The sequence below is a fragment of the Bradyrhizobium sp. G127 genome (genome assembly GCF_021502575.1).
Lineage (GTDB): Bacteria > Pseudomonadota > Alphaproteobacteria > Rhizobiales > Xanthobacteraceae > Afipia.
Window position 1 is genome coordinate 966,997 of sequence record NZ_JAKFGN010000001.1, and the last position, 20,080, is coordinate 987,076.

26 protein-coding genes are annotated in these 20,080 nt (G+C 60.7%); 13 read left to right on the forward strand and 13 right to left on the reverse strand.

Annotation, left to right across the window (positions count from 1 at the left end):
• Positions 1 to 12: 12 nt before the first annotated feature.
• Together tnpA and LVY71_RS04645 are read right to left on the reverse strand one after the other, a co-directional pair.
• Positions 13 to 519 (reverse strand): IS66 family insertion sequence element accessory protein TnpA, encoded by a 507-nt coding sequence (tnpA, locus tag LVY71_RS04640; RefSeq protein ID WP_184086052.1) that lies wholly within the window; start codon positions 517 to 519, stop codon positions 13 to 15.
• A 126-nt stretch (positions 520 to 645) separates the two neighbouring features.
• Entirely contained in the window at positions 646 to 849 is a 204-nt protein-coding gene (locus LVY71_RS04645) for a hypothetical protein (RefSeq protein WP_235098541.1), read from the reverse strand.
• A 65-nt stretch (positions 850 to 914) separates the two neighbouring features.
• Here LVY71_RS04645 and LVY71_RS04650 point away from each other — a divergent pair, with 65 nt between their 5' ends.
• The gene (locus tag LVY71_RS04650; RefSeq protein ID WP_235098543.1) at positions 915 to 1,127 is read left to right on the forward strand and encodes a hypothetical protein; all 213 of its coding nucleotides are present in this window, start codon (positions 915 to 917) and stop codon (positions 1,125 to 1,127) included.
• 81 nt (positions 1,128 to 1,208) lie between these two features.
• On the opposite strand, the gene LVY71_RS04655 is transcribed toward LVY71_RS04650, so the two are convergent.
• On the reverse strand, positions 1,209 to 1,520 hold the full coding sequence (locus LVY71_RS04655; RefSeq protein WP_235098546.1) for a polyhydroxyalkanoic acid system family protein: 312 nt from the start codon (positions 1,518 to 1,520) through the stop codon (positions 1,209 to 1,211).
• A gap of 179 nt (positions 1,521 to 1,699) precedes the next feature.
• Here LVY71_RS04655 and LVY71_RS04660 point away from each other — a divergent pair, with 179 nt between their 5' ends.
• Entirely contained in the window at positions 1,700 to 1,897 is a 198-nt protein-coding gene (locus tag LVY71_RS04660; protein WP_235098547.1) for a DUF3606 domain-containing protein, read from the forward strand.
• A 39-nt stretch (positions 1,898 to 1,936) separates the two neighbouring features.
• On the opposite strand, the gene LVY71_RS04665 is transcribed toward LVY71_RS04660, so the two are convergent.
• Positions 1,937 to 2,311, reverse strand: coding sequence for a CsbD family protein (locus LVY71_RS04665; protein ID WP_235098548.1), 375 nt, complete (start codon positions 2,309 to 2,311; stop codon positions 1,937 to 1,939).
• A gap of 123 nt (positions 2,312 to 2,434) precedes the next feature.
• Here LVY71_RS04665 and LVY71_RS04670 point away from each other — a divergent pair, with 123 nt between their 5' ends.
• Positions 2,435 to 2,665 carry a DUF2171 domain-containing protein gene (locus tag LVY71_RS04670; RefSeq protein WP_235098550.1) on the forward strand — a complete coding sequence of 77 codons (231 nt, stop codon included), beginning with the start codon at positions 2,435 to 2,437 and terminating at the stop codon, positions 2,663 to 2,665.
• Positions 2,666 to 2,738: 73 nt separating this feature from the next.
• Here the strand turns inward: LVY71_RS04670 and LVY71_RS04675 are convergent, their stop codons facing one another.
• The 4 genes from LVY71_RS04675 to LVY71_RS04690 form a co-directional block, all read right to left on the reverse strand.
• The gene (locus tag LVY71_RS04675) at positions 2,739 to 3,563 is read right to left on the reverse strand and encodes an alpha/beta fold hydrolase (RefSeq protein ID WP_235098551.1); all 825 of its coding nucleotides are present in this window, start codon (positions 3,561 to 3,563) and stop codon (positions 2,739 to 2,741) included.
• A 207-nt stretch (positions 3,564 to 3,770) separates the two neighbouring features.
• Positions 3,771 to 4,370 (reverse strand): NAD(P)H:quinone oxidoreductase, encoded by a 600-nt coding sequence (gene wrbA / locus LVY71_RS04680; protein ID WP_235098553.1) that lies wholly within the window; start codon positions 4,368 to 4,370, stop codon positions 3,771 to 3,773.
• A 51-nt stretch (positions 4,371 to 4,421) separates the two neighbouring features.
• Positions 4,422 to 4,796 carry a nuclear transport factor 2 family protein gene (locus LVY71_RS04685; RefSeq protein ID WP_235098555.1) on the reverse strand — a complete coding sequence of 125 codons (375 nt, stop codon included), beginning with the start codon at positions 4,794 to 4,796 and terminating at the stop codon, positions 4,422 to 4,424.
• A gap of 35 nt (positions 4,797 to 4,831) precedes the next feature.
• Complete coding sequence (locus LVY71_RS04690) at positions 4,832 to 5,530, reverse strand: pirin family protein (RefSeq protein ID WP_235098557.1); 699 nt, start codon at positions 5,528 to 5,530, stop codon at positions 4,832 to 4,834.
• 132 nt (positions 5,531 to 5,662) lie between these two features.
• On the opposite strand from LVY71_RS04690, the gene LVY71_RS04695 reads away from it, so the two are divergent.
• Both LVY71_RS04695 and LVY71_RS04700 read left to right on the forward strand, forming a co-directional pair.
• The gene (locus LVY71_RS04695; protein ID WP_235098559.1) at positions 5,663 to 6,577 is read left to right on the forward strand and encodes a LysR family transcriptional regulator; all 915 of its coding nucleotides are present in this window, start codon (positions 5,663 to 5,665) and stop codon (positions 6,575 to 6,577) included.
• Positions 6,578 to 6,660: 83 nt separating this feature from the next.
• Entirely contained in the window at positions 6,661 to 8,238 is a 1,578-nt protein-coding gene (locus tag LVY71_RS04700; RefSeq protein WP_235098561.1) for a gamma-glutamyltransferase family protein, read from the forward strand.
• Between the two features lie 78 nt (positions 8,239 to 8,316).
• Here the strand turns inward: LVY71_RS04700 and LVY71_RS04705 are convergent, their stop codons facing one another.
• Both LVY71_RS04705 and LVY71_RS04710 read right to left on the reverse strand, forming a co-directional pair.
• Positions 8,317 to 8,640 carry a hypothetical protein gene (locus LVY71_RS04705; protein WP_235098563.1) on the reverse strand — a complete coding sequence of 108 codons (324 nt, stop codon included), beginning with the start codon at positions 8,638 to 8,640 and terminating at the stop codon, positions 8,317 to 8,319.
• A gap of 143 nt (positions 8,641 to 8,783) precedes the next feature.
• Entirely contained in the window at positions 8,784 to 9,527 is a 744-nt protein-coding gene (locus LVY71_RS04710; RefSeq protein WP_235098566.1) for a haloacid dehalogenase type II, read from the reverse strand.
• Between the two features lie 264 nt (positions 9,528 to 9,791).
• Between LVY71_RS04710 and LVY71_RS04715 the strand changes: the two genes are divergently transcribed.
• Positions 9,792 to 11,471 carry a methyl-accepting chemotaxis protein gene (locus LVY71_RS04715; protein WP_235098568.1) on the forward strand — a complete coding sequence of 560 codons (1,680 nt, stop codon included), beginning with the start codon at positions 9,792 to 9,794 and terminating at the stop codon, positions 11,469 to 11,471.
• 113 nt (positions 11,472 to 11,584) lie between these two features.
• Positions 11,585 to 12,583, forward strand: coding sequence for a tripartite tricarboxylate transporter substrate binding protein (locus tag LVY71_RS04720; protein WP_235098569.1), 999 nt, complete (start codon positions 11,585 to 11,587; stop codon positions 12,581 to 12,583).
• 6 nt (positions 12,584 to 12,589) lie between these two features.
• Here LVY71_RS04720 and LVY71_RS04725 read toward each other — a convergent pair whose 3' ends face one another.
• Positions 12,590 to 13,057: a YbaK/EbsC family protein gene (locus LVY71_RS04725; protein WP_235098571.1), complete on the reverse strand. Its 468-nt coding sequence runs from the start codon at positions 13,055 to 13,057 to the stop codon at positions 12,590 to 12,592.
• A gap of 42 nt (positions 13,058 to 13,099) precedes the next feature.
• Between LVY71_RS04725 and LVY71_RS04730 the strand changes: the two genes are divergently transcribed.
• Positions 13,100 to 13,477, forward strand: coding sequence for a DUF3175 domain-containing protein (locus LVY71_RS04730; RefSeq protein WP_235098573.1), 378 nt, complete (start codon positions 13,100 to 13,102; stop codon positions 13,475 to 13,477).
• A 47-nt stretch (positions 13,478 to 13,524) separates the two neighbouring features.
• On the opposite strand, the gene LVY71_RS04735 is transcribed toward LVY71_RS04730, so the two are convergent.
• Entirely contained in the window at positions 13,525 to 14,295 is a 771-nt protein-coding gene (locus tag LVY71_RS04735; RefSeq protein WP_235098575.1) for an IclR family transcriptional regulator domain-containing protein, read from the reverse strand.
• Between the two features lie 106 nt (positions 14,296 to 14,401).
• Between LVY71_RS04735 and LVY71_RS04740 the strand changes: the two genes are divergently transcribed.
• From LVY71_RS04740 to LVY71_RS04760, 5 genes are all read left to right on the forward strand, one after another.
• A complete protein-coding gene (locus LVY71_RS04740; RefSeq protein WP_235098578.1) occupies positions 14,402 to 14,881 on the forward strand; it encodes a MaoC family dehydratase in 480 nt (159 codons plus the stop codon).
• 18 nt (positions 14,882 to 14,899) lie between these two features.
• Positions 14,900 to 15,352 carry a MaoC family dehydratase gene (locus LVY71_RS04745; protein WP_235098580.1) on the forward strand — a complete coding sequence of 151 codons (453 nt, stop codon included), beginning with the start codon at positions 14,900 to 14,902 and terminating at the stop codon, positions 15,350 to 15,352.
• Between the two features lie 16 nt (positions 15,353 to 15,368).
• Positions 15,369 to 16,619 carry an FAD-dependent monooxygenase gene (locus LVY71_RS04750; protein ID WP_235098582.1) on the forward strand — a complete coding sequence of 417 codons (1,251 nt, stop codon included), beginning with the start codon at positions 15,369 to 15,371 and terminating at the stop codon, positions 16,617 to 16,619.
• A gap of 58 nt (positions 16,620 to 16,677) precedes the next feature.
• Entirely contained in the window at positions 16,678 to 17,658 is a 981-nt protein-coding gene (locus LVY71_RS04755) for a tripartite tricarboxylate transporter substrate binding protein (protein ID WP_235098584.1), read from the forward strand.
• Positions 17,659 to 17,724: 66 nt separating this feature from the next.
• Complete coding sequence (locus LVY71_RS04760; RefSeq protein ID WP_235098586.1) at positions 17,725 to 18,696, forward strand: tripartite tricarboxylate transporter substrate binding protein; 972 nt, start codon at positions 17,725 to 17,727, stop codon at positions 18,694 to 18,696.
• Positions 18,697 to 18,747: 51 nt separating this feature from the next.
• On the opposite strand, the gene LVY71_RS04765 is transcribed toward LVY71_RS04760, so the two are convergent.
• Positions 18,748 to 19,785 carry an acyl-CoA desaturase gene (locus LVY71_RS04765; RefSeq protein WP_235098588.1) on the reverse strand — a complete coding sequence of 346 codons (1,038 nt, stop codon included), beginning with the start codon at positions 19,783 to 19,785 and terminating at the stop codon, positions 18,748 to 18,750.
• Positions 19,786 to 20,080: the final 295 nt, after the last annotated feature.

Below are 20,080 nucleotides of genomic sequence, written 5' to 3' on the forward strand. Positions count from 1 at the left end.
GAGGAAGCAGCGTCATGACACATGCTCCTTGTCGCTCAGCACCGCGTCAGTGATCTGCACGGCCACGAACATTGGCTCACCACCAACTGTCATCTCCTGCTTCCATCGAAACAGCACGCGCTCCGCGATCCCATAGTGCCGGGCAACGTCGGAGAAGCGCGCGTCTGGTCGTATCGCCTCCGCGAGGATTTGCCGTTTGTCGGCCTCGCTGAACTTCCGACGACGACCTTCACGTGCGGGTGGAATGACGGGGACCGACACTGGTAAGTCATGACTAAGACCATGACTAAGGGTATGACTTAGTCCATGACTTAAGTGGCGCCGCCGGTAGAGCAGCTTCGGTTCGGGCAGCCGGGGCTCGGCCTTGAACTTCGCCCGCCAGTTGCCGAACGTCTTGAGCGGAATGCCTTGAGCCGCGCAATACTCACGTTGATTCAACTCACTACGACACCACGCCTCATGATGCGCCCGCCAGAATGCTTCGCCATAGCGCTCACGCGGATGAAAACCCTTCGACATCTTGTCCTCCTCACCTGCAAATTGCTGGTGAGAACAGATCGCTTCCGCGATGCTAGGAACAAGTGTGCGAGAAATGGACGCTTACTTATTTGCAGGTAAAATTCCCTGTTTCGGCTTGAAAATTCCCTATTCTCCGAAAATCTTGCCTGATAAGTTGCGTAGGGAATTGCGGGAGAAGTCGCTGCAGCGCAGAGGGTTCTCGCTATGGAACTGGCTATTGGTGCCCTGGAATTGCAGAATTCCCTGTATTTTTCCCTGTTCGCAGGGAACTGCGTTGGAGACCGGTTCGCGGGTGACTGCTTCCACCACCATCTTCCCCCAGATATTCATGGGTTCGCCTTTCCGGGTGGAACTCCTTGTTCCCTGACACGTTGCATGGGTCGGAGGACGATCACATGCGAACTTTTCTGGGAATGGTGCTGGGCTGCCTGCTGACGATCGGCGTCGTCTACATCCACGATTCGATGGCCACCTCGAGCGTCGCAAGCGGTGCATCGGCAAGTGCATCGCGCCAAATTGTGAACTGGGACGTTGCCGCCAGCGAGTGGGGACAGGTCAAGAATAACGTTCACACCACGTGGCTGAAGCTGACGGCCAATAACGGTTAAGCGGCGGGTCCTGCTAAATTACGTGCGAACGAAATTCTGCAGTGGTGCCGGATTTCGAGCCACTACAACAAATAGCGCGCGTTATTTCTTTTCAAGCATGCGCGTCGCGCGGGCGCGAATGGTCGCCTGCACGCCATGAGCCAGTCCGGCGAGCAGCCAGGGCAGCATGACCTCGAGCTTGACGTTATCTTCCGCCACATTGATCGTTCCGCTGACCCGCTGCTTCAATGCCGTCAGTTGGAATGCGAGGCGATCGCCGCTCCAGATTTCCTCATGCACCTGGAGAATCTTTCCATACTCTGAACGAATGCTGCCGAGTCCCGCCTTCAGCCGCCGGGTTGCTTCGTCCTTGCCGAGCTTGTGCGGAATGGAAACGATGAAGGGCTGGGCCACTGTCGCCTCGGAACCATGCGATGCGCCCTGATGGCGCGGGTTTCTGAAGTAACTATAGCAATTTTGTCCCCGAGAATGCCAAATAACCGGTAGTGCATCCGTTTGACTAAATTTCATCTTCATTAACGTTGCGACACACCGCAGCGTGCGAGCCCGGCACATCCGTGGTATTTTGAAGAATGCTCCGTCTTGTGACAGTCGCCTCCGTGCTGTCGTCGAATACCGGTGCGCGGCCTGCACCTGTAATCGACACGACGGATGACGCCCAGACTAAATACTGGGCCACCAAGCTCAACGTCTCGCCGGACGATCTCGCCGCCGCGATCCAGGAAGTCGGCCCCGCCGTTGCCGCCGTGCGGCGACACCTCGGCAAATAGACCTTCCTTCCGGACCGCGTCTATGCGGCGAGTTATCCCTCACCGATAATAGTAATCACGCAAGTTCCGGCGGCGCGGTTGCCGGTTGAGCATCAACGCGAGTGCAAAGCCGACCGCGCCTGCTACCAGCAACGCACCCAGCGGCTGGTCGCGAACGGTGGACGCCACCGCGGCGCTGCCGTCACGATAAATATCGCTGCCTTTATCGAACGCGTCCTTGGCGTAATCACCCGCAGTGTCGCCGATGTCGCGCACGGCGTCCTTCGCCTGCCCGTACAAATTCTGCACGGTGCCGGCGGCTTCCCGGGCGCGGCCGGAGGCTTCCGTGGAAGCATCGCCTGTGGCGCGGCCGAACGCGCCTTCAACTTTACCTGCGGCATCCTTGGCGGCGCCTGTGATTCGATCCTTATCCATTTTTCAATCTCCGGGGTTTGATGCCGCTCGACAACCGCGCGGCAGTCCAGAGGTTCCACTTGCAGCACCGAAACCTCCGGCGCGTTGCGTCGTTGTCAGGGCTCATCACAAAGGAGGCCAAAAATGGCAGACGTGTCGAAAATCAGGGAACACATGGACGTTATCGATTCCACCGGCAAGACGGTCGGGCAGGTCGATCACATGGAAGGCACGGACAAGATCAAGCTGACCAAAAGCAGTTCGCCTGACGGGCAGCATCATTTTGTGCCGGTGGCGTGGATCGATCATGTCGATACCCACGTTCATCTAAAGAAGCCGGTCAATGACGTGAGTGCCTTGCAGAAGGCTTCGTAACCATAGTACTGCGAAAAAAGAAAAAGGCCCGCTCATCGAGCGGGCCTTTTGGTATGTGGCGTTGAAACGAGCCTCAGCTCTTGATGAAGGCCAGCAGGTCAGCGTTGATGGTTTCGGCTTCCGTCGTGGGCATGCCATGCGGAAAACCCTTGTAAGTTTTCAGCGTGCCGTTTTTCAGCAGCTTGGCGCTCAGCGGTCCTGAATCGGCATAAGGTACGATCTGGTCGTCATCGCCATGCATCACCAGAACCGGCACCGTGATCTTCTTGAGGTCATCGGTGAAGTCGGTCTGCGAGAAGGCGACGATGCCGTCATAGTGCGCCTTGGCACCGCCCATCATGCCCTGACGCCACCAGTTCTGGATGATGCCTTCCGAGGGCTTCGCACCGGGCCGATTGTAACCATAGAACGGTCCAGCCGGAAGGTCGCGATAGAACTGGGCGCGATTGGTCGCGACCTGTGCCTGCAGTCCGTCGAACACGTCTTTCGGCAAACCGCCGGGATTGGAAGCTGTCTTGACCATCAGCGGCGGAACGGCGGCAATGATCGCGGCCTTCGCTACCCGGCTTTCGCCATGACGTGCGATGTAATGCACCACCTCGCCGCCGCCGGTCGAGTGGCCCACATGCACTGCGTTCTTCAGATCGAGGTGCGCGGTCAGCGCAGCCAGATCATCTGCGTAGTGGTCCATGTCGTGACCGTCCGCCGTCTGTGAGGATCGGCCGTGACCGCGCCGGTCATGGGCGATGACGCGGAAGCCTTTTCCCAAAAAGAAAAGCATCTGCGTGTCCCAATCGTCCGCCGAGAGAGGCCAGCCGTGACTGAAAACGATGGGCTGCCCGGAGCCCCAATCCTTGTAAAAGATTTCGGTACCGTCTTTAACTTTAATGGTCGGCATCGGAATTTCTCCCTCACTGGAAAGAACTCAACAAACCCGGCCCGCGAACTTTAGTTTGTTGTCGTGGCATTTGCGCGACCGCCATTAGTCGCAGATGTTTTCAAGGAAGATAAAACAATCCGCCACGCCGGTATCGATCATATCGCAGGGATCGGTCAGTTTATAAAATTGACGGCAGCATTGATTGTGCTGCCGTCAATTTTCCTGTCAGCCATGCAGCTTTTTTGCAGTCTCTGCGATGGTTTTGCCCTGATAGCGGGCCGCGGCGAGTTCGTTCGCGCTCGGCTGGCGGCTGCCGTCGCCGTCGGTGATGGTGGTTGCGCCATAAGGCGAACCGCCGGTCACTTCCTTGACGCCCATCTGTCCCGCAAAGCCGTAGTTCAGGCCGACCACGACCATGCCGAAATGCAGCAGGTTGGTGATGATCGAGAACAGTGTGGTTTCCTGGCCGCCGTGCTGTGTGGCGCTGGCGGTGAATGCACCGCCGACCTTGCCGTGCAGTGCGCCCTTCGCCCACAGGCCGCCTGCCTGATCAAGGAAGTTTGCCATCTGCGAGGCGATGCGGCCGAACCGTGTGCCGGTGCCGACAACGATCGCATCGTAGTTCGCAAGATCCTCGATCTTGGCGACGGGCGCGGCCTGATTGACTTTGTAGTAGGACGCCTTCGCGACGTCCGGCGGCACGAGTTCAGGCACGCGCTTGATGTCGACGGTGGCGCCGGCTTCACGTGCGCCTTCCGCGACGGCATTCGCCATCGCCTCGATGTGTCCGTAAGCGGAATAATAAAGAACGAGAACCTTGGTCATTGGAGTCTTCCTTGCGTTGGTGGGTTTGGGAGGGTCTGCTCCCCGCGAATCTCACGCGGGAGGATGGTCGAGAAATGTGTAGAGCGCGGCGATCCGGCCGCCGCGAACGGCGATCACGTCGAGGCCGGTGACCCTTTCCGGGTCTTCGGGAGGTCCGAAGGCCCAGGCAAGGCGGCCGGCGTCTTCCAGCGTTTGAGGAGGAGCGCGAGTCTTGAAGACGTAACCGGGCAGCAGTTTGTGCAGGGCGGTGACAGCTTCATCGAGCGCCTCATGGCCGGAGTTGCGGCCATGAGGATCGGTGAAGGTGAAGTCCTCGGTGAACAACTCGCCGATCACGGCTCGGCGTTTTGCCGGATCGTGCTCGCCGAACACCTCGAGGAGATTTCGCGCCAGAAGCGTTTCGATAACGACAGATGCTTCACTCATGTCCATCTCCTCAAAGTGTCCGTAAAGTGGTCGCGTCAGGCCGCATCCACCAGCACGAGTTCGCTGTCTTCCAGCGCGGTGATCTTCACCGACGCTTCTTTCTGCACGGCGACGCCGTCACGCGCCTTGACACGCACGCCGTTGATCTCCACCGAGCCGGTGGCCGGGACGAGATAGCCGTAGCGCTTCTCGCCGATGGCATATTCAGCGGTCTCGCCGGCCTTCAGCGTGGTGGCCAGCACGCGCGCATCGGCGCGGATCGGCAGCGCATCGTTGTCGGCCTTGAAGCCGCTGGCGATGGTGACGAACTTGCCGGAGCGGTTGGCCTTGGGAAACGGCTTCGCGCCCCAGGTCGGCTGTCCGCCTGCTTGCGTCGGCACGATCCAGATCTGGAAGATCTTGGTCGTCACCGGCTCGAGGTTGTACTCAGAGTGGCGGATGCCGGACCCCGCACTCATGACCTGCACGTCGCCGGCTTCAGTGCGTCCCTCGTTGCCGAGCGAGTCCTGATGGGTAATCGCGCCTTCGCGGACATAGGTGATGATTTCCATGTTGGCATGGGGATGCGCAGGGAAACCGGTGTTCGGCGCGATCTCGTCGTCATTCCAGACGCGCAGGCTGCCGTGGCTGATATTCGCGGGATTATTGTAGCTGCCGAAAGAGAAGTGGTGCTTCGCCTTCAGCCAGCCGTGATCAGCGCTGCCGAGCTTATTGAAAGGTCGAAGTTCGATCATGGGATGTTCCTTTGTTCGTTTTCGACATTGGAAATTGTCGTTGGCGTTATGGATAAGCAGTACGACCTCGTGCATAAATAGAAACTATCGAAACTCATTGTTTCTATTTGTGACATGCAAGGGGATGTACGGATGGCCAAACTTCCGGACTTCGAGGCGCTGGCGATCTTCGCCAAAGTCGTGGAAATGCGGTCATTCGCAGGCGCTGCAACCGAGCTGGCGCTTTCGAAAGCAACGGTCTCGAAGGCCGTCAGCCGGCTTGAGGAGCGGCTCGGCGCGCGCCTGTTCAACCGAACCTCGCGGCAACTGGCACTGACCGATGCCGGCCAGAAGCTGTCCGAGCGTGCCGCACAGCTTCTGATGGACGGTGAGGCGGCGGAGAATGAGGCGCTGGCCCAGTCGGCCGTGCCGCGCGGGCTGGTGCGGCTGGCAGTGCCGATGACGTTCGGCGTGAAGGTGATCGGCCCGCTATTGCCGGAGTTCCTCGGCACCTATCCCGAGGTCTCCATCGACCTTCATCTCAGCGATGCGACCGTCGACCTGATCGGCGAGGGCTTCGACGCCGGTGTCCGCATCGCGCGGTTGCCGGATTCATCACTGGTGGCGCGCCGGCTATGCGGCATGCGGCGCTACACAGTGGCAACCCCGGCCTATCTGAAGAAATACGGCCGGCCGACACATCCCATGCATCTCGCCCAGCACAAGTGCTTCGGCTACGCGTATCTCTCGACGCCGGGTGTCTGGCACTATGTCAATGCGGCCGGCGAGCAGGCAACGGTGCGGCCGTCCGGACAACTGCGCGTCAACAACGGCGAAGCCACCATGCCGTCGCTGTTGGCCGGGCTCGGCATCGCAGACCTGCCGGATTTTATCGTCGGCGACGCTATCGCCGACGGGCGGCTTGAAGTGATCCTCAAGGACTGGAAGCAGCCCGAGGGCGCGGTGCATCTGGTAATGCCCCCGGGCGGTCCGCGTCCTGCGCGCGTCGAGGTGCTGGCGGATTATCTCGCCGCCAAACTGGGGCGTACCAAACGGGCAACCCGGTGAGGCTCGATCACGTTGATGTTCCGCACTGGATCGATGCAACAAGTCCGTTTACGATGCGTCTCCATCCTCGAAGGTTTCCCTCAATGCGCAATTTCATCACGCCGTCCCGCTCCATCGCGGTGGGCGAACGCGGTATGGCCGCGACCTCGCACCCGCAGGCGACTCTCGCCGCGCTCGATATTCTGAAGGCCGGCGGCAACGCGATGGATGCGGCCATTGCTGCCGTTGCCATGCAGGGGGTGGTCGAGCCGCAGATGACCGGCATCGGCGGCGACTGCTTCGTGATTTACTCGCTGAAGGCCGGCACGCCGGTGGCGCTGAACGGCTCCGGGCGCACGCCCGCGAAGACCGATCTGGCTACGACGATGGCAAGGGGTGTGACGGCGCTGACGCCGACTTCGATCGAAGGCGTCACGATTCCCGGCGCAATTGACGCGTGGTGCAAACTGTCGGCCAAGTACGGCAGCAAGTCGCTGGAGGAAATTTTCAGGCCAGCCATCGATGCGGCAGAGAACGGCTTTCGCATCACGCCACGCGTCGCGTCGGATTGGTCGCGCAACCGTGCGAAACTCGAAAGCAATCCCGCCGCGAAAGCGCATTATCTTCCCGGCGGTGTCGCGCCGGAGATTGGCGCGCGGCGCGATCAGCCCGCGCTCGGCAAAACCCTGCGCCGCATCGCGCGCGAAGGGCGCGCCGCATTTTACGAGGGCGAGGTTGCGGAAGAAATCGTCAGCGTGCTGCAAGGCCTTAGCGGCGTGCACACCGTTGCGGATTTCGCCGCGAACGCGCCGGAGGATGTGACGCCGATTTCCACGAGCTATGGCGGCCACGACATTCTTGAATGTCCGCCGAACGGGCAAGGACTCGCGGCGCTGATGATCCTGCGGACATTGGCTGGCTACGACATCAAATCGCTCTCGGAAGCCGACCGCGTCCATCTGCTGGCGGAAGCGACCAAGGCGGCGTATCGTGCGCGCGACGCATTCTTCTGCGATCCCGCTTTCGGCAAGAGCGATGCCACGCACTTCTTGTCTGAAAGTTATATCGGTGCGATCCGCAGCAAGATCGACATGGCGCACGCCAGCGCGAGTGTTGACTGGGATGACATCGAGCACAAAGACACCGTCTACGTCACGGTGGTCGACCGTGATCTCAACGCCGTGTCGTTCATCAATTCGCTGTTTCAGCCGTTCGGCAGCGGCATCTATGCGCCGAAGTCCGGCGTGCTGCTGCACAACCGCGGCTGGGGTTTCCGGCTCAAGCGCGGCCATCCCAATGCGCTCGCTCCGAACAAGCGGCCGATGCACACCATCATTCCCGGCATGGTGATGAAGAACGGCCGCTGCGCGATGCCGTTCGGCGTGATGGGCGGGCACTATCAGGCAACCGGCCACGCGAATTTCATTTCCAACATCTTCGATCTCGGCATGGATATTCAGGCGGCCTCCGAGGCGCCGCGCTCGTTCGCTTTTGAAGGCGTGCTGTCGGTCGAACCGACGTTTGGAAAAGAAATCGGCGCTGAGCTTGCCGCGCGTGGACATGATCTGAAATGGGCCGATGCAGCCATCGGCGGGTGCCAGGCGATCTGGATCGATCATGAACGCGGTGTCCTGCTCGGCGCCACCGACCATCGCAAGGATGGTGTCGCGCTCGGCATTTGAGCACTCGCTCCGGACGCATTGGGCATGTCCGGAGATACATCAACCGGCGCGGATGTCAGCCGCGCGCGATCGCTTTGATTATGTATTGCCGTACTTCATGAAGAAGCACCTCCTTTCGCCGGAAAGGTTGTGGCATCGCCAGGTTCTGCCGTCTTCGCTCGGCGTCGCCTGTTCGAACGGAACCAGCTCCTTGAATCGCGTGAGCCAGATTCCGTCGGGGCGGACCTGTACCTCGTCTGCGCTGAGCTGTTCGCAATCACTGGGTCCGCAGCAGTGGACGCCGTCCTGGCCTTTGTAGGAGCCTTCGGCAATCCAGTTCGGTTTGCCATCGGCGTCGTGCGCGAAGCATACGCGGGTGAGCAGCAGCGCCACCGTCAGAAACAAGAAAATGATTGATCGCATCACATCACCTCCTTGGTGAAATGCGAAGCATCAATCGTGCCAGTCACGAGTCGCAGCGATTCCCAAAGGACATGCCTGAGATGCAAAGCCGGACGGCGAGTCTTTTCTGCAACAGTAACCGCGGATGCGAACGTCCGAATTCCCTAAGCGTCCGCGGTCATGAGCCTGGGCAGGTCGGCAAGTGCGGAGATTCGAAAGTCGGGTTCCATCCCGAACTCGTCCATCTGCATGCGCAACGCCTTGAACATCGACAGCGGGCGCACGAGATCGGCTTTCGCAAGCTCGGCAGCCATTGCTTGCGGCGTCACGCGTTCGATCCATGCCACATTCAGGCCAAAGGCTTTTGCGCCGCAGGCATCGAACGGATTGGACGACACGAACAGCACCTCATGCGGTTTCACGTCGAGATTCGATTCAATCAGTTCGTAGGTTCGCGGCGACGGTTTGAAGGTCTTCGTGGAGTCGATGCTGATGGTTGCGTCGAGAATGCTGTGGAGGCCAGTATTGCGCACCAGCGAATTCAGCATGTCGGTGCTGCCGTTGGAGAGGATCGCGAGCTTGCGGTCTTTCAGTCCGGTGAGCGCCTGTTTCGCATCCGGGTAAAGGTCGAGATGGATGTATTTGTCCATAATGCGATCGAAGACTGCTCCGTTGAATGTCAGCCCGAGTACGTTGAGTGTGAAAGTCAGCGAGTCGCGTGTGATGACCGAGAAGTCCTCGTAGCGGTTCATCAGCGAGCGCAGCCAGGTGTACTCAAGCTGTTTCAGCCGCCAGATCTGTGTGATCAGCTCGCCATAGCCGGGAAAAGCCTGGTTCGTGACGGCAGCAACCGACTGCACATCATAGAGTGTGCCGTAAGCGTCGAATACGACGGCCTTGATTCTCATTTCACACGTCCATCTTTGAGGGGCACGATCGGCAAATCTCCGGCGCAACTCATCTAGGTCCTGTCAATGCCAGCACGCCTGATCCGGGAGCGCCAACGCCTATAAATTGGGCCTCTATTGTGGTCCGCCATTGCCGGAATACTCAACCAATTCAAATTGCAATTCAGACTCCCGTTAGGAGCTGTTTCATGAATTTAAGTTAGCCATTGATCTGGCGCAAAGCGCCTGCCGGTTTATCGATCGCTGAAACCAGAAAGGTTAACGATGCTCGGGAATTTGCGGATTTCGTCCAAGCTGCTGATGATGGTGGTGCTTTCGGCGCTGGGTATCGTTGGCGTCGCCGGTGTCGGCCTCTCGGCGCTCAAGGATAATCTGCTAGAGGACCGCAAAGCCAAGCTCCAGGATCTGGTCCTGCTTGCGCGCCAGGCTGTCGAACAAAACTACGAAGTTTCCCGCAAGGCCGGCCTTTCGGATGCCGAGACGCTCGAGCGCGGATCGAAGTTGCTGCGCACGCTGCGCTTCGGCAAGGAAGATTATTTTCTTGCGTTTGGTTCGAACAGCGCCGTGCAGGTCCATCCCAACCCGAAAGTCGAGGGCAAGGATCTGACGAATTCTCCGGATTCCGACGGTGTCTTCTACACCCGTCAGTTGATCGAGATGGGTAACAAAGGTGGCGGATTTGTCGCTTACCGTTTCCCGCGCCCCGGCTCCGACCAGCCGGTGCCGAAGATTTCCTATTCGACACAGTTCAAGCCCTATGGATGGATCATCGCCGGTGGAATCTATGTCGACGACGTCGACGCGATCTTCTGGACACAGGTGCAGCGCATCGGTGCTCTGGTCGGCATTGGATTGCTGCTGGTTGTAGGCATGTCGCTTCTGCTGAGCCGCAGTATCGTCAGGCCCATCGTCGATATGACCGGGGCGATGCGCAAGATCTCCCAGGGTGACACCTCCACCGAGGTGCCCGCATTGGATCGCCGCGACGAAGTCGGCGCGATGGCGCAGTCGGTGCAGGTGTTCAAGGACAACATGATTGAGGCCGCGCGTCTGCGCGCCGAGCAGGACGAGATGAAAGTGCAGTCCGAATCCGAGAAGAAAAACCTTCTCAGGAAAATGGCCGACGATTTCGAGCAGGGCGTTCGTCAATCGCTCGATACGCTCACCGGAGCGGCGACGGAGATGCGTGCGACGTCGCAGAGTATGTCTGCGACTGCCGAGGAAACCAGCCATCAGGCCACGACGGTTGCCGCGGTTGCGGAGCAGGCCTCCGCCAATGTGCAGACGGTCGCAGCCGCGACTGAGGAATTGTCGTCTTCGGTGTCCGAGATCGGTCGTCAGGTTGCCGAATCCACCAAGATCGCGGGTCAGGCCGTGGAGCAGGCAAACCGCACCAACGTCACGGTGCAGGGTCTGTCGGCGGCGGCGCAGAAGATCGGCGCTGTGGTCAAGCTGATCAGCGACATCGCCAGCCAGACCAACCTTCTCGCGCTCAATGCCACGATCGAAGCCGCGCGCGCGGGAGAAGCCGGCCGTGGATTTGCGGTGGTCGCGAGCGAGGTCAAGTCGCTCGCCAGCCAGACCGCCAAGGCCACCGAAGATATCTCGGCGCAGGTGGCCGCGATGCAGGAGGCCACCGCCGAGGCGGTGCAGGCCATCGAAAGCATCGGCGGCACCATCGGATCGATCAACGAGATCGCCACTGTGATTGCGTCGGCGGTTGAGGAGCAGGGCTCCGCGACGCGGGAGATCGCCCGTAACGTTCAGGAAGCCGCGCAGGGGACCGGTGAAGTTTCCAGCAACATCGTCGGCGTCAATGCCGCCGCTGGCGAGACCGGCACGGCAGCCACGCAGGTGCTCGCTTCAGCCGAGCAACTCAGCGGGCAGGCCGCAACGCTGCGCGGTGACGTCGATCGCTTCCTCGCCAATATCCGTGCGGCCTGACGCGGCTCGTATCTGATCGGACTGCCGGAGTAATCCGGCCGCCCGATCGTCATTCCTGCATCCCATCGTGTGTGCTACCGTTCCCTCATAAAAATAAGACTAGGGGAGGCACCATGAATCGGCGCGAGCTTTTGAAGGCGGCTGCGGTGTTGCCGCTGTCGCAGGCTGTCTTGACGACGCTGTCCGGCAACACGAATGCGCAGGCGGCATGGCCCGCGCGCAACATCACCATGATCGTCCCGTTTCCGGCTGGCGGGCAGGCCGATCTTGCGGCGCGTCCGGTTGCACTGGCGCTGGAGCGCATTCTCGGCAAGCCCGTGATCGTGGACAATCGCGCCGGTGGTGGCGGTGGTTCGGTCGGTAACGCAGCGGCCGCACGCGCCGAGCCGGACGGCTACACGCTGCTGATGACGCTGTCCTCGCTGGCGGTATTACCCGAGGCCGACCGGCTGTTCGACCGTCCCGTCGCTTATGAAATGTCGCAGTTCGCACCTATTGCGCGGGTGCTTGCCGATCCGACCATGCTGGCGGTGCCAGCGTCGGCGCCCTGGAAGACCGTGAAGGATTTCGTCGAGGATGCGAAAGCGCGGCCGGGACAAATTCCCTACGGCTCGTCCGGCCCCTACGGCACGCTGCACATTGCGATGGAAATGTTCGCCGCGAGCGCCGGCATCAAGCTGCTGCATGTGCCGTTTCGAGGTGCAGGCCCTGCGCTCACCGGATTGCTCACCGGCACGGTGCAGGCAGTCGCGTCGGCGCCGGGAACGCTGCGTGCGCAGGTCGATGACGGCAAGATGCGTGTGCTGGCCGGCTGGGGCGCCAAGCGCGTCGCGAGTTTTCCGGACGTGCCGACCTTCCAGGAACTCGGCTACAAAGATGTTGAGTTTTACATCTGGGCCGGGCTGTTCGCCCAGAGGGCGTTGCCGGCACCGATCATGACGCGCCTGCGCGAGGCAATGGGTGAAGCCGTGCGCGCGCCGGAGGTGGTGAAGACCTTCGAGACGGCGGGTAGCCCGGTTGCTTATCTGGATGCGCCGGACTTTGCGAAGTTCGTCGAGGCTGATAGCGCGCGCCTGATCGCTGCGGTGAAAAAGATCGGCAAGGTGGAGTAGTTCTCCTTATGCGGGCAACTCGCTGACATCCACCCATTCGGCGCTGGTCAATTCGGCCATGCGCGCGGGCGAAATGCGCACCGCGCTGTTGATCGAACCGGCCGCGGGCACGACTTCGCTGAAAGCTTTCAGCGATATGTCGCAATACACCGGCAGCGGTGTCTTCAGCCCAAACGGACAGATGCCGCCGACCGGATGGCCTGTGGCATCCAGTGCTTCCTCAGCATTCAGCATGCGTGGCTTGCCACCGAACGCGGCGCGCGCCTTTTTATTGTCGAGCCGCGCAGTGCCGCAGGTCACAACCAGCAGCACGCGATCGCCGACGCGCAGCGACAGCGTCTTGGCAATTTCGGCGGGGGTGACGTCAAACGCTTCGGCGGCCAGCGCCACGGTGGCGGAACTCTTGTTGGATTCGATCACGGAAATCTCGGGCGCATTTTTCGCGAAGAACGCGCGAACCGATTCGATGCTCATGCTTTGTCCTGTCGGCAGTCTGGAGTCGATGGAGGACCTATCATGGCCACGGCCGTACGCAAATCGTCAGCAAGGCGAACGCGAAAGACATCGTCCGCGACGAAGAGCCGGAGAACGGCATCCGGACGCAAGACGGCAGCAAAACGTCCGGTTCGCAAATGGTCTGGCCGCGTCACCGCGACCAGCAATGCGCTGGATCTGAAGCACGATGTATTCAAGCAGGATAGTCCGGCCGCCATCGCCAGGTCGCTGAAGCGATCGGCAGAGCGCAGCCATCGTCGCAAGAGCGATCCCTATCGATCTGCGATGTCGATGCTGGTGTTCTACATTAACCGCGCCGGAAAGAATCTCTCGACTGCGCGCAAGCGCAAACTGGAGGCAGCGAAAGGCGAATTGCGCAAGGCGTTCGGTAAAACCTGACGACAAGACGGGAATGAGACGTATTGGCTCTCCTACGGGGCATCGTCTCACCCTTTCGCCGCGGTCTGCGTGCGGATATCCTGCGCCGTGCGTTGCAATGCCACCAGAAACTTTTTCTTCGCCTCGGTTTCGGTCACCGTCCCGGAGATTGTGTTGATGCTGATGGCGGCCACCACCTGACCGGCCTGATCCCGGACTGGCACGGCAATGCCGCAGATCGCGGGATCGAGTTCGCCGTCGATCCAGGCGTAGCCTTGCGCCTCCACGCGCGCGAGTTCTTCACCGAGCCTGATCGGGCAGGTCACTGTGCGTGGCGTGATCTGTTTGTAGTCGATAGCAGCAAGAACCTCCGCGCGTTTCTCCGGCGGAAGCGCCCCGAGCAGCACGCGGCCCAACGAGATCACATGCGCGGGCAGGCGGCTGCCGATGCCGAGATTGGCGGAGAGAATGCGCCGTGCTGGCAGGCGCAGCGCATAGACGATCTCGGTCTCGTCGAGCACCGCCAGCGCGCAGGACTCTCCGATCTCGTTGCGCAGGTCTTCGAGCGCGCGTTGCGCATAGCCCCAATAAGGCAGCGCGTTGAGGTACGACAATCCGAGGCCAAGCGCGCGAGGACGCAGGCTGAAGTAGCGGCCATCGGCCTCGCAATACTTGAGTGCAACCAGCGTCGCCAGCATGCGGCGCGCCGTTGCGCGTGTGAGCCCTGCGAATGCCGCAGCTTCCGACAGTGTGTGCCGTCCGGGCGGGCGGCCGAGCGCTTCAACCACGGAAAATCCCCGGGCGATCGCGCGCACGAAACTGTCACTATCCTTGGCCATTCTAAAAACCTCGTTTTTTCCGTCTTGTCAGGCTCGAACGGCCGGACCATAATGTTCGTAAGGCGGCTATAAAGTTCGCCTGATGAACGATAGATGAGAGAATGCCATGGCGCAAGCCCAAGCCGCCTTCGAAACCGATTTCTGGAAAGACGCCAATCTGCGAAAGGTCTGGGACGACATCGTCCCCGGCGAACCACGCAAAACGATTCCCTATCTGCTGACCAAGGAAGCGATCGAACTGTACTGTCGTTCCGTCGGCGAGGATCACCCGCTCTATTTCGACGAGGCCTATGCAAAGACCACGCCTTACGGCGGTCTGATCGCCCCGCCGTCGATCCACATTCTGCTGATGTTCGCCTGCACGCCCGCCGATGACTGGATGCGCTCACCGGGCACGGTTAACGCGGGACAATCCTGGAGCTACAACAAGCCGGCGCGCCCGGGCGACACCATTACGTTGCAGGCGCGCGCGCTCGACAAGTTTATCAAGCGCGAGCGACTGTTCGTGGTGCACGACAACGTCTTCTTCAATCAGCATGGCGATGTGATCTGTTCCGGCCGCGGCCAGACCATCCGGCCGATGTAACGCGAGAGGAATCCGAACATGACGACGACATTCGACAATCTCTCGGTCGGCGATACCATCGATGGTCCGAAGTTCGCGGTCTCGCGCGAATCCATCCGTCTCTTCTGCGACGGATCGCTCGACTACAATCCGCTGCATCTTGACGACAACTATATGAAGGGCAATTTCGGCAAGACCAATTTCGGCGGCATCATCATGCACGGCATGAACAATTTCGGACTCATCACCCGCATGCTTACGGACTGGGCCTATCCGGCCGGCGCCATTCATCGCCGTCTTGAAACACGCTGGCTCAAGCCGGTGAAACCGGGCGACACCATTCAGCCGACCGGCATCATCAAGGCTAAGCAGATCACGCAGAACTCGCGCTGGGTGCTGATCGATGTTCTGGTGAAGAACCAGCACGACGAGAAGGTCGCGACCGGCGAGGCCATGGTCGAGTTTCCCGTCGCGGCATCTGCTGCGGCCTGATCGGGAGCGGGACGCGATGTCGATTGCCATCGTGGGGGCAGGGGTTGGCGGACTGACGGCGGCGTTGAGTCTTCACGCCGCCGGCCGCGACGACGTCTTTGTCCTCGAGGCGGCGCGCGAGCTTCGCGATGTCGGCGTCGGCATCAACCTGCCGCCGCATGCGGTTCGCGAACTGACCGAACTCGGTCTCGGTGACGCGCTCGACAGCGTCGGCATCCCGACCAAGGAACTGGCCTATTACGATCCGTCGGGCCGGTTGATCTGGGCCGAGCCGCGCGGGCTCGATGCCGGGTACAAATGGCCGCAATACTCCATTCATCGCGGCACGTTGCAGCGGCTTCTGGCCGATGCCGTGAGGCGGCGTCTGGGAGATTCCTCCATCCGGATTGCACAACGCGTAACCGGCGTGGATGCCACGCAAGCCCACAAGATTCTGATCGAGGCCATCGATCAGGCCGCGGAACGTCCTGTCTCATATTCCGCAGACGTTCTGATCGCCGCCGACGGCATTCGCTCGCCGGTGCGCAACAGCCTCTATGGTTCGCCAGTGCCGCTCGCGTCTAACGGCTGGGTGATGTATCGCGGCGTCACCTCGTCCGCGCCGTTTCTGACCGGACGATCGATGGTCATCATCGGCGACGAAACCCAGCGCGTCGTAGTTTATCCGATCGCGGACGGCGTTCTTAACTGGTTATTGGTTCGCCCAAAAGATCAGACGAAAGCAGATGCCGAACTCGGCAACTGGAATATGCCGGTTTCCACGGATGTCATTGCATCATTCGTGAAGGACTACCGGTTCGACTGGCTCGATGTTCATCGTCTGGTGGCGTCGGCGTCGGAAGCCTACGAATATCCGATGGCCGACATCGATCCGCTGCCGCGATGGGTGTTCGGACGATGCGCGCTGCTCGGGGATGCCGCCCACGCCATGTATCCTTTCGGCTCCAACGGCGCGTCGCAGGCGATCCTCGATGCGCGCGTGCTGGCCTATGAAGTGGCGAACGCCGCAAATATTGACGACGGTCTCCGCGCCTATGAGACGCATCGCCGTCCTGTTGCGAGCGAGGTACAACTCGCGAATCGGCGGCAGGCGGGCGATGTCATGGCGCGGGTGAGCGCAATGGCGCGGCGCGGGGCGCACGGTGACGCGGCGACTGAACTTCAGGAGGTCGAGCGCCGTTACAAGCAACTCGCAGGCTTCGATGTCGATGCCCTGAACAACAGGAAATCCTGGAGCGTATCAGGAGCTTTGCCACAAACAGCGTGACAACAACCGGGCACGAAAACTGCAAGAAAAGTCCGGATCAGAACTGAGGGAGATGATGATGAGTTGGCTGAAAGCCGCATTGCGTTACGGAGTGGTCGCGGCGGCGCTGATGGCTGTGCCTCAATTTGCCAAGGCGCAAGATGCCTATCCCTCGCGGCCGATCAAGCTGCTCGTGGGATTCGCCGCAGGCGGCGCGACGGACACCACGTTCCGCAAACTCGGCGAACTCGCTTCCAAGCATCTCGGTCAGCCGATCATTGTCGAGAACAGGCCCGGCGCAGGCGCGACACTGGCGCCATCCACCATGGCGAAAACCGAGCCGCCGGACGGATATACCATCGCGGCCGCAACGGCAGGCCTGCTGCGTTATCCGTACATGCAGAAAGTGGACTGGGATCCGATCACGGACTTCACCTGGATCACCGGTCTTGGCGGCTACACTTTTGTCCTCGCGGTGAATGCAGACTCGCCGTTCAAGACCACTGCCGATCTGGTTGCCTACGCCAAGACGAATCCCGACAAGTTGACGGTGGCCACAGCAGGCGCCGGCACCACCATGCATCTTCTGGCCGAAGCGCTTGCCGGCATGGCCGACGTGAAAATCACCCACATCGGATACAAAGGCAGCAGCGAGGCCGTTACCGCCATTCTCGGCGGTCATACCATGGCGACGGTGGACGCCATTGGGACCATTCTTCCGTATGTCGAATCCGGCAAGATGCGCGTGCTGCTGTCGTTCGATCCGCAGCCGGCGGCGTCGCTGCCGGGCGTGCCGACGGCCAAAAGTCTCGGCTACGATCTGGTCTATCCCGCGCCCTATGGACTCGTTGGCCCGAAGGGAATGCCGCCCGCCGTCGTCGACAAGCTCTATCAGGCGTTCAAGGCCGCGGCGGACAGCGATGAATACAAGAAGCTGCTGGTCACACTGGGGCAGACGGAATGGCAGAAGCCGCCCGCCGAGTATCAGAAATGGGCCGGCGAATTCTACCTCTCCGAGCGTTCGCTGGTCGAGCGCGCCAGGTTGCTGCGCCAACCCTGAGGCGTCCCGATTGAAATCATTCTGGCGAGCGAACGGCCGCCATACAAATCAAGTCAGGCTGAAATCATGAAGCGAATACTTGCTGCCATCCTTTCCGTGTTCACGCTGACGGCAGCGGTTGTCGGCGCAAATGCCAATGAGTCGTTTCCCAACAGCGTGAAAATCATCGTGCCGTTCCCGGCAGGCGGCACGACCGACATCCTCGCGCGCTTTGTCGCGCAGTATCTCGGCGACAAGCTGGGCGTCACCACCGTTGTGGAAAATCGTCCTGGGGCGTCGGGCACGATCGGTTCCGAAATGGTGGCGAAGTCGTCGAACGACGGCAGCGTGCTGCTGCTGACCGCCACCCATCATGTCATCAATCCCAGTCTGTATCGCAAGCTGCCTTACGATACGAAGAAGGATTTCTCGCCGGTCGCCGTAGTGGCGAGCGCGCCGAACGCGCTGGTGGTCAACAAGGATTTTCCGGCGAAGACCGTCGCCGAACTGATCGTGATGGCGAAGAAGGATCCCGGCAAATACTCGTTCGGTTCGGCTGGCATCGGCGGGGCCAATCATCTGTCCGGCGAATTATTCAAGCAGATGGCCGGCATCGACATCGTGCATATTCCTTATAAGGGCGCGGCGCCCGCGATGAACGATCTGATCGGCGGCCATATCCCCATCATGTTCGATACGCTGCCGACAGTGCTGCCGGCCGCGACCGCCGGGAACATCCGTGTGCTGGCCGTCACCAGCAAGGAGCGCGCGGCTTCGCTACCCAATGCGCCGACGCTTGATGAGTCCGGTGTGAAGGGCTTCGAGGCGACGGCGTGGTTTGGTCTTTACATGCCTGCCGCCAACGGCAACGCGGCCTATACGAAACTTGTCGCGGCAATGAAGGATATTCTTTCGGCACCGGCGACGCGGGAGAAATTCGCGACGCAGGGCGTTCAGCCCGGCAGGCTCGCGGGTGCAGAGTTCGCGAAATTCGTCGATGCCGAAATCAGCAAGTGGGCCGGAGTGGTGAAGACCGCCAACGTGCCGCAACAAGATTGAGTCGGCGAGCGCGTGGCACGCTGGTTGCCACCGGCGTTCCGCCCGTTTCGATCAGTGCGTCGGAGTGCCGTCCGGTCCGTGGGTCGTGATGACCTGCCCCGTCGCGATGCCGGCTTTGGCCATGACATGAGGGCTCGGGCCGATCACATCGGTGGCGAGCCCGAGTTTCTCGAACAGGCGGATGGTCAGCCAGGTTGTATCGAATTCCCATCGCGTATGACCGTGGCGCGCCGAACGGGGGTCGGCGTGGTGATTGTTGTGCCAGCCTTCGCCATGCGCCAAGAGGCCGATGAAGACGTTATTCCGGCTGTCCTCATCGGTCTGGTAATTCCGGTAGCCCCACAGATGCGTGACGGAGTTCACGGCCCATGTCTGGTGCCAGACAAACACCGTGCGCACGAACACGCCCCAGATCAGCAGGCTCGTGCCGAACTGCACGGCCTGCATCGCCGTGCCGCCCATCGCCAGTTCGGCTAGGAAGCCGGCGCCGAAGAACACCGCCCATTGCAGGAGGATGATCTTGAGCTGAAGCCAGTTGCGTTCCAGCGCGACGTAAAAGGGATCGCGCAGGATGTCCTTGGCGTAGCGGTCGTAGATTCCGAGCCGGTTCAGTTCGGGGTTCTTCACCACCAGCCAGCCGATATGGCCCCAGATGAAGTTCACCAGCGGGCTGTGCGGATCGGGCTGTTCGTCGGCGTACTGGTGATGCCGGCGGTGCACCGCGACCCAGCGCGCGGGGGTGTCCTGCACGCAGCACACCGCAATAACCGCCAGCGCATGCTCGAACCACTTTGGACATTTGAAGCCGCGATGAGTGAGCAGGCGATGGTAGCAAATGTTGATGCCGAGCAATCCCGTCAGCCGGGCGGTGACGATTGCGACGATCACGCCGGTCCAGCTGAATGTCCAAGGCAGGACAGCGAGCAGCGCCACCAGATGATAGAAGGCGATGGGAAGCGCCGCTCCCCAGTCGATCCGGCTCAGGATAACGCCCGAGGGCAATGGCAGGCGGCCGGGACTTCCGGGCTTCGCTAGGCTGGACCGGGACAATTTGACGGCCTTCGCGGCGGCCCGGTGCTCTGTGGTCATTTCGACGGTCAATGGTTCACATCTGTCTTGCAAGCGGCCCCAGTGCCGTCTTTAACGCATGCACCCATAAAGCAGAATAACGGTGGTGCGAATGTGCCTGAATGTTGATTAGAGCCAGATTCGAGCCCCGGAAAGGCGGAAAATCGGTTCCATTCGAGGCATTTTGACCCGGGAGATGGCTCCGGAATAGCTTCCTCCGGATTGACATTTGGGCCTTCGATGGCATAGAAACCGCCTGTCTCGCGCGGCCTTGGCCTGCGGGATATTGCCCATCAACCAAACGGTTCCACACTCG

What these genes read in the sequence shown, in the direction of transcription:
- LVY71_RS04740 (WP_235098578.1), top strand. Translation starts at nt 14,402, where the DNA reads ATGGCGCAAGCCCAAGCCGCCTTCGAAACCGATTTCTGGAAAGACGCC.
- LVY71_RS04765 (WP_235098588.1), bottom strand. Translation starts at nt 19,785, where the DNA reads ATGACCACAGAGCACCGGGCCGCCGCGAAGGCCGTCAAATTGTCCCGG.
- LVY71_RS04670 (WP_235098550.1), top strand. Translation starts at nt 2,435, where the DNA reads ATGGCAGACGTGTCGAAAATCAGGGAACACATGGACGTTATCGATTCC.
- LVY71_RS04715 (WP_235098568.1), top strand. Translation starts at nt 9,792, where the DNA reads ATGCTCGGGAATTTGCGGATTTCGTCCAAGCTGCTGATGATGGTGGTG.
- LVY71_RS04645 (WP_235098541.1), bottom strand. Translation starts at nt 849, where the DNA reads ATGAATATCTGGGGGAAGATGGTGGTGGAAGCAGTCACCCGCGAACCG.
- LVY71_RS04755 (WP_235098584.1), top strand. Translation starts at nt 16,678, where the DNA reads ATGAGTTGGCTGAAAGCCGCATTGCGTTACGGAGTGGTCGCGGCGGCG.
- LVY71_RS04660 (WP_235098547.1), top strand. Translation starts at nt 1,700, where the DNA reads ATGCTCCGTCTTGTGACAGTCGCCTCCGTGCTGTCGTCGAATACCGGT.
- LVY71_RS04730 (WP_235098573.1), top strand. Translation starts at nt 13,100, where the DNA reads ATGGCCACGGCCGTACGCAAATCGTCAGCAAGGCGAACGCGAAAGACA.
- LVY71_RS04710 (WP_235098566.1), bottom strand. Translation starts at nt 9,527, where the DNA reads ATGAGAATCAAGGCCGTCGTATTCGACGCTTACGGCACACTCTATGAT.
- LVY71_RS04705 (WP_235098563.1), bottom strand. Translation starts at nt 8,640, where the DNA reads ATGCGATCAATCATTTTCTTGTTTCTGACGGTGGCGCTGCTGCTCACC.
- LVY71_RS04720 (WP_235098569.1), top strand. Translation starts at nt 11,585, where the DNA reads ATGAATCGGCGCGAGCTTTTGAAGGCGGCTGCGGTGTTGCCGCTGTCG.
- LVY71_RS04675 (WP_235098551.1), bottom strand. Translation starts at nt 3,563, where the DNA reads ATGCCGACCATTAAAGTTAAAGACGGTACCGAAATCTTTTACAAGGAT.
- LVY71_RS04685 (WP_235098555.1), bottom strand. Translation starts at nt 4,796, where the DNA reads ATGAGTGAAGCATCTGTCGTTATCGAAACGCTTCTGGCGCGAAATCTC.
- LVY71_RS04695 (WP_235098559.1), top strand. Translation starts at nt 5,663, where the DNA reads ATGGCCAAACTTCCGGACTTCGAGGCGCTGGCGATCTTCGCCAAAGTC.
- tnpA (WP_184086052.1), bottom strand. Translation starts at nt 519, where the DNA reads ATGTCGAAGGGTTTTCATCCGCGTGAGCGCTATGGCGAAGCATTCTGG.
- LVY71_RS04690 (WP_235098557.1), bottom strand. Translation starts at nt 5,530, where the DNA reads ATGATCGAACTTCGACCTTTCAATAAGCTCGGCAGCGCTGATCACGGC.
- LVY71_RS04735 (WP_235098575.1), bottom strand. Translation starts at nt 14,295, where the DNA reads ATGGCCAAGGATAGTGACAGTTTCGTGCGCGCGATCGCCCGGGGATTT.
- LVY71_RS04745 (WP_235098580.1), top strand. Translation starts at nt 14,900, where the DNA reads ATGACGACGACATTCGACAATCTCTCGGTCGGCGATACCATCGATGGT.
- LVY71_RS04760 (WP_235098586.1), top strand. Translation starts at nt 17,725, where the DNA reads ATGAAGCGAATACTTGCTGCCATCCTTTCCGTGTTCACGCTGACGGCA.
- LVY71_RS04725 (WP_235098571.1), bottom strand. Translation starts at nt 13,057, where the DNA reads ATGAGCATCGAATCGGTTCGCGCGTTCTTCGCGAAAAATGCGCCCGAG.
- wrbA (WP_235098553.1), bottom strand. Translation starts at nt 4,370, where the DNA reads ATGACCAAGGTTCTCGTTCTTTATTATTCCGCTTACGGACACATCGAG.
- LVY71_RS04750 (WP_235098582.1), top strand. Translation starts at nt 15,369, where the DNA reads ATGTCGATTGCCATCGTGGGGGCAGGGGTTGGCGGACTGACGGCGGCG.
- LVY71_RS04665 (WP_235098548.1), bottom strand. Translation starts at nt 2,311, where the DNA reads ATGGATAAGGATCGAATCACAGGCGCCGCCAAGGATGCCGCAGGTAAA.
- LVY71_RS04700 (WP_235098561.1), top strand. Translation starts at nt 6,661, where the DNA reads ATGCGCAATTTCATCACGCCGTCCCGCTCCATCGCGGTGGGCGAACGC.
- LVY71_RS04650 (WP_235098543.1), top strand. Translation starts at nt 915, where the DNA reads ATGCGAACTTTTCTGGGAATGGTGCTGGGCTGCCTGCTGACGATCGGC.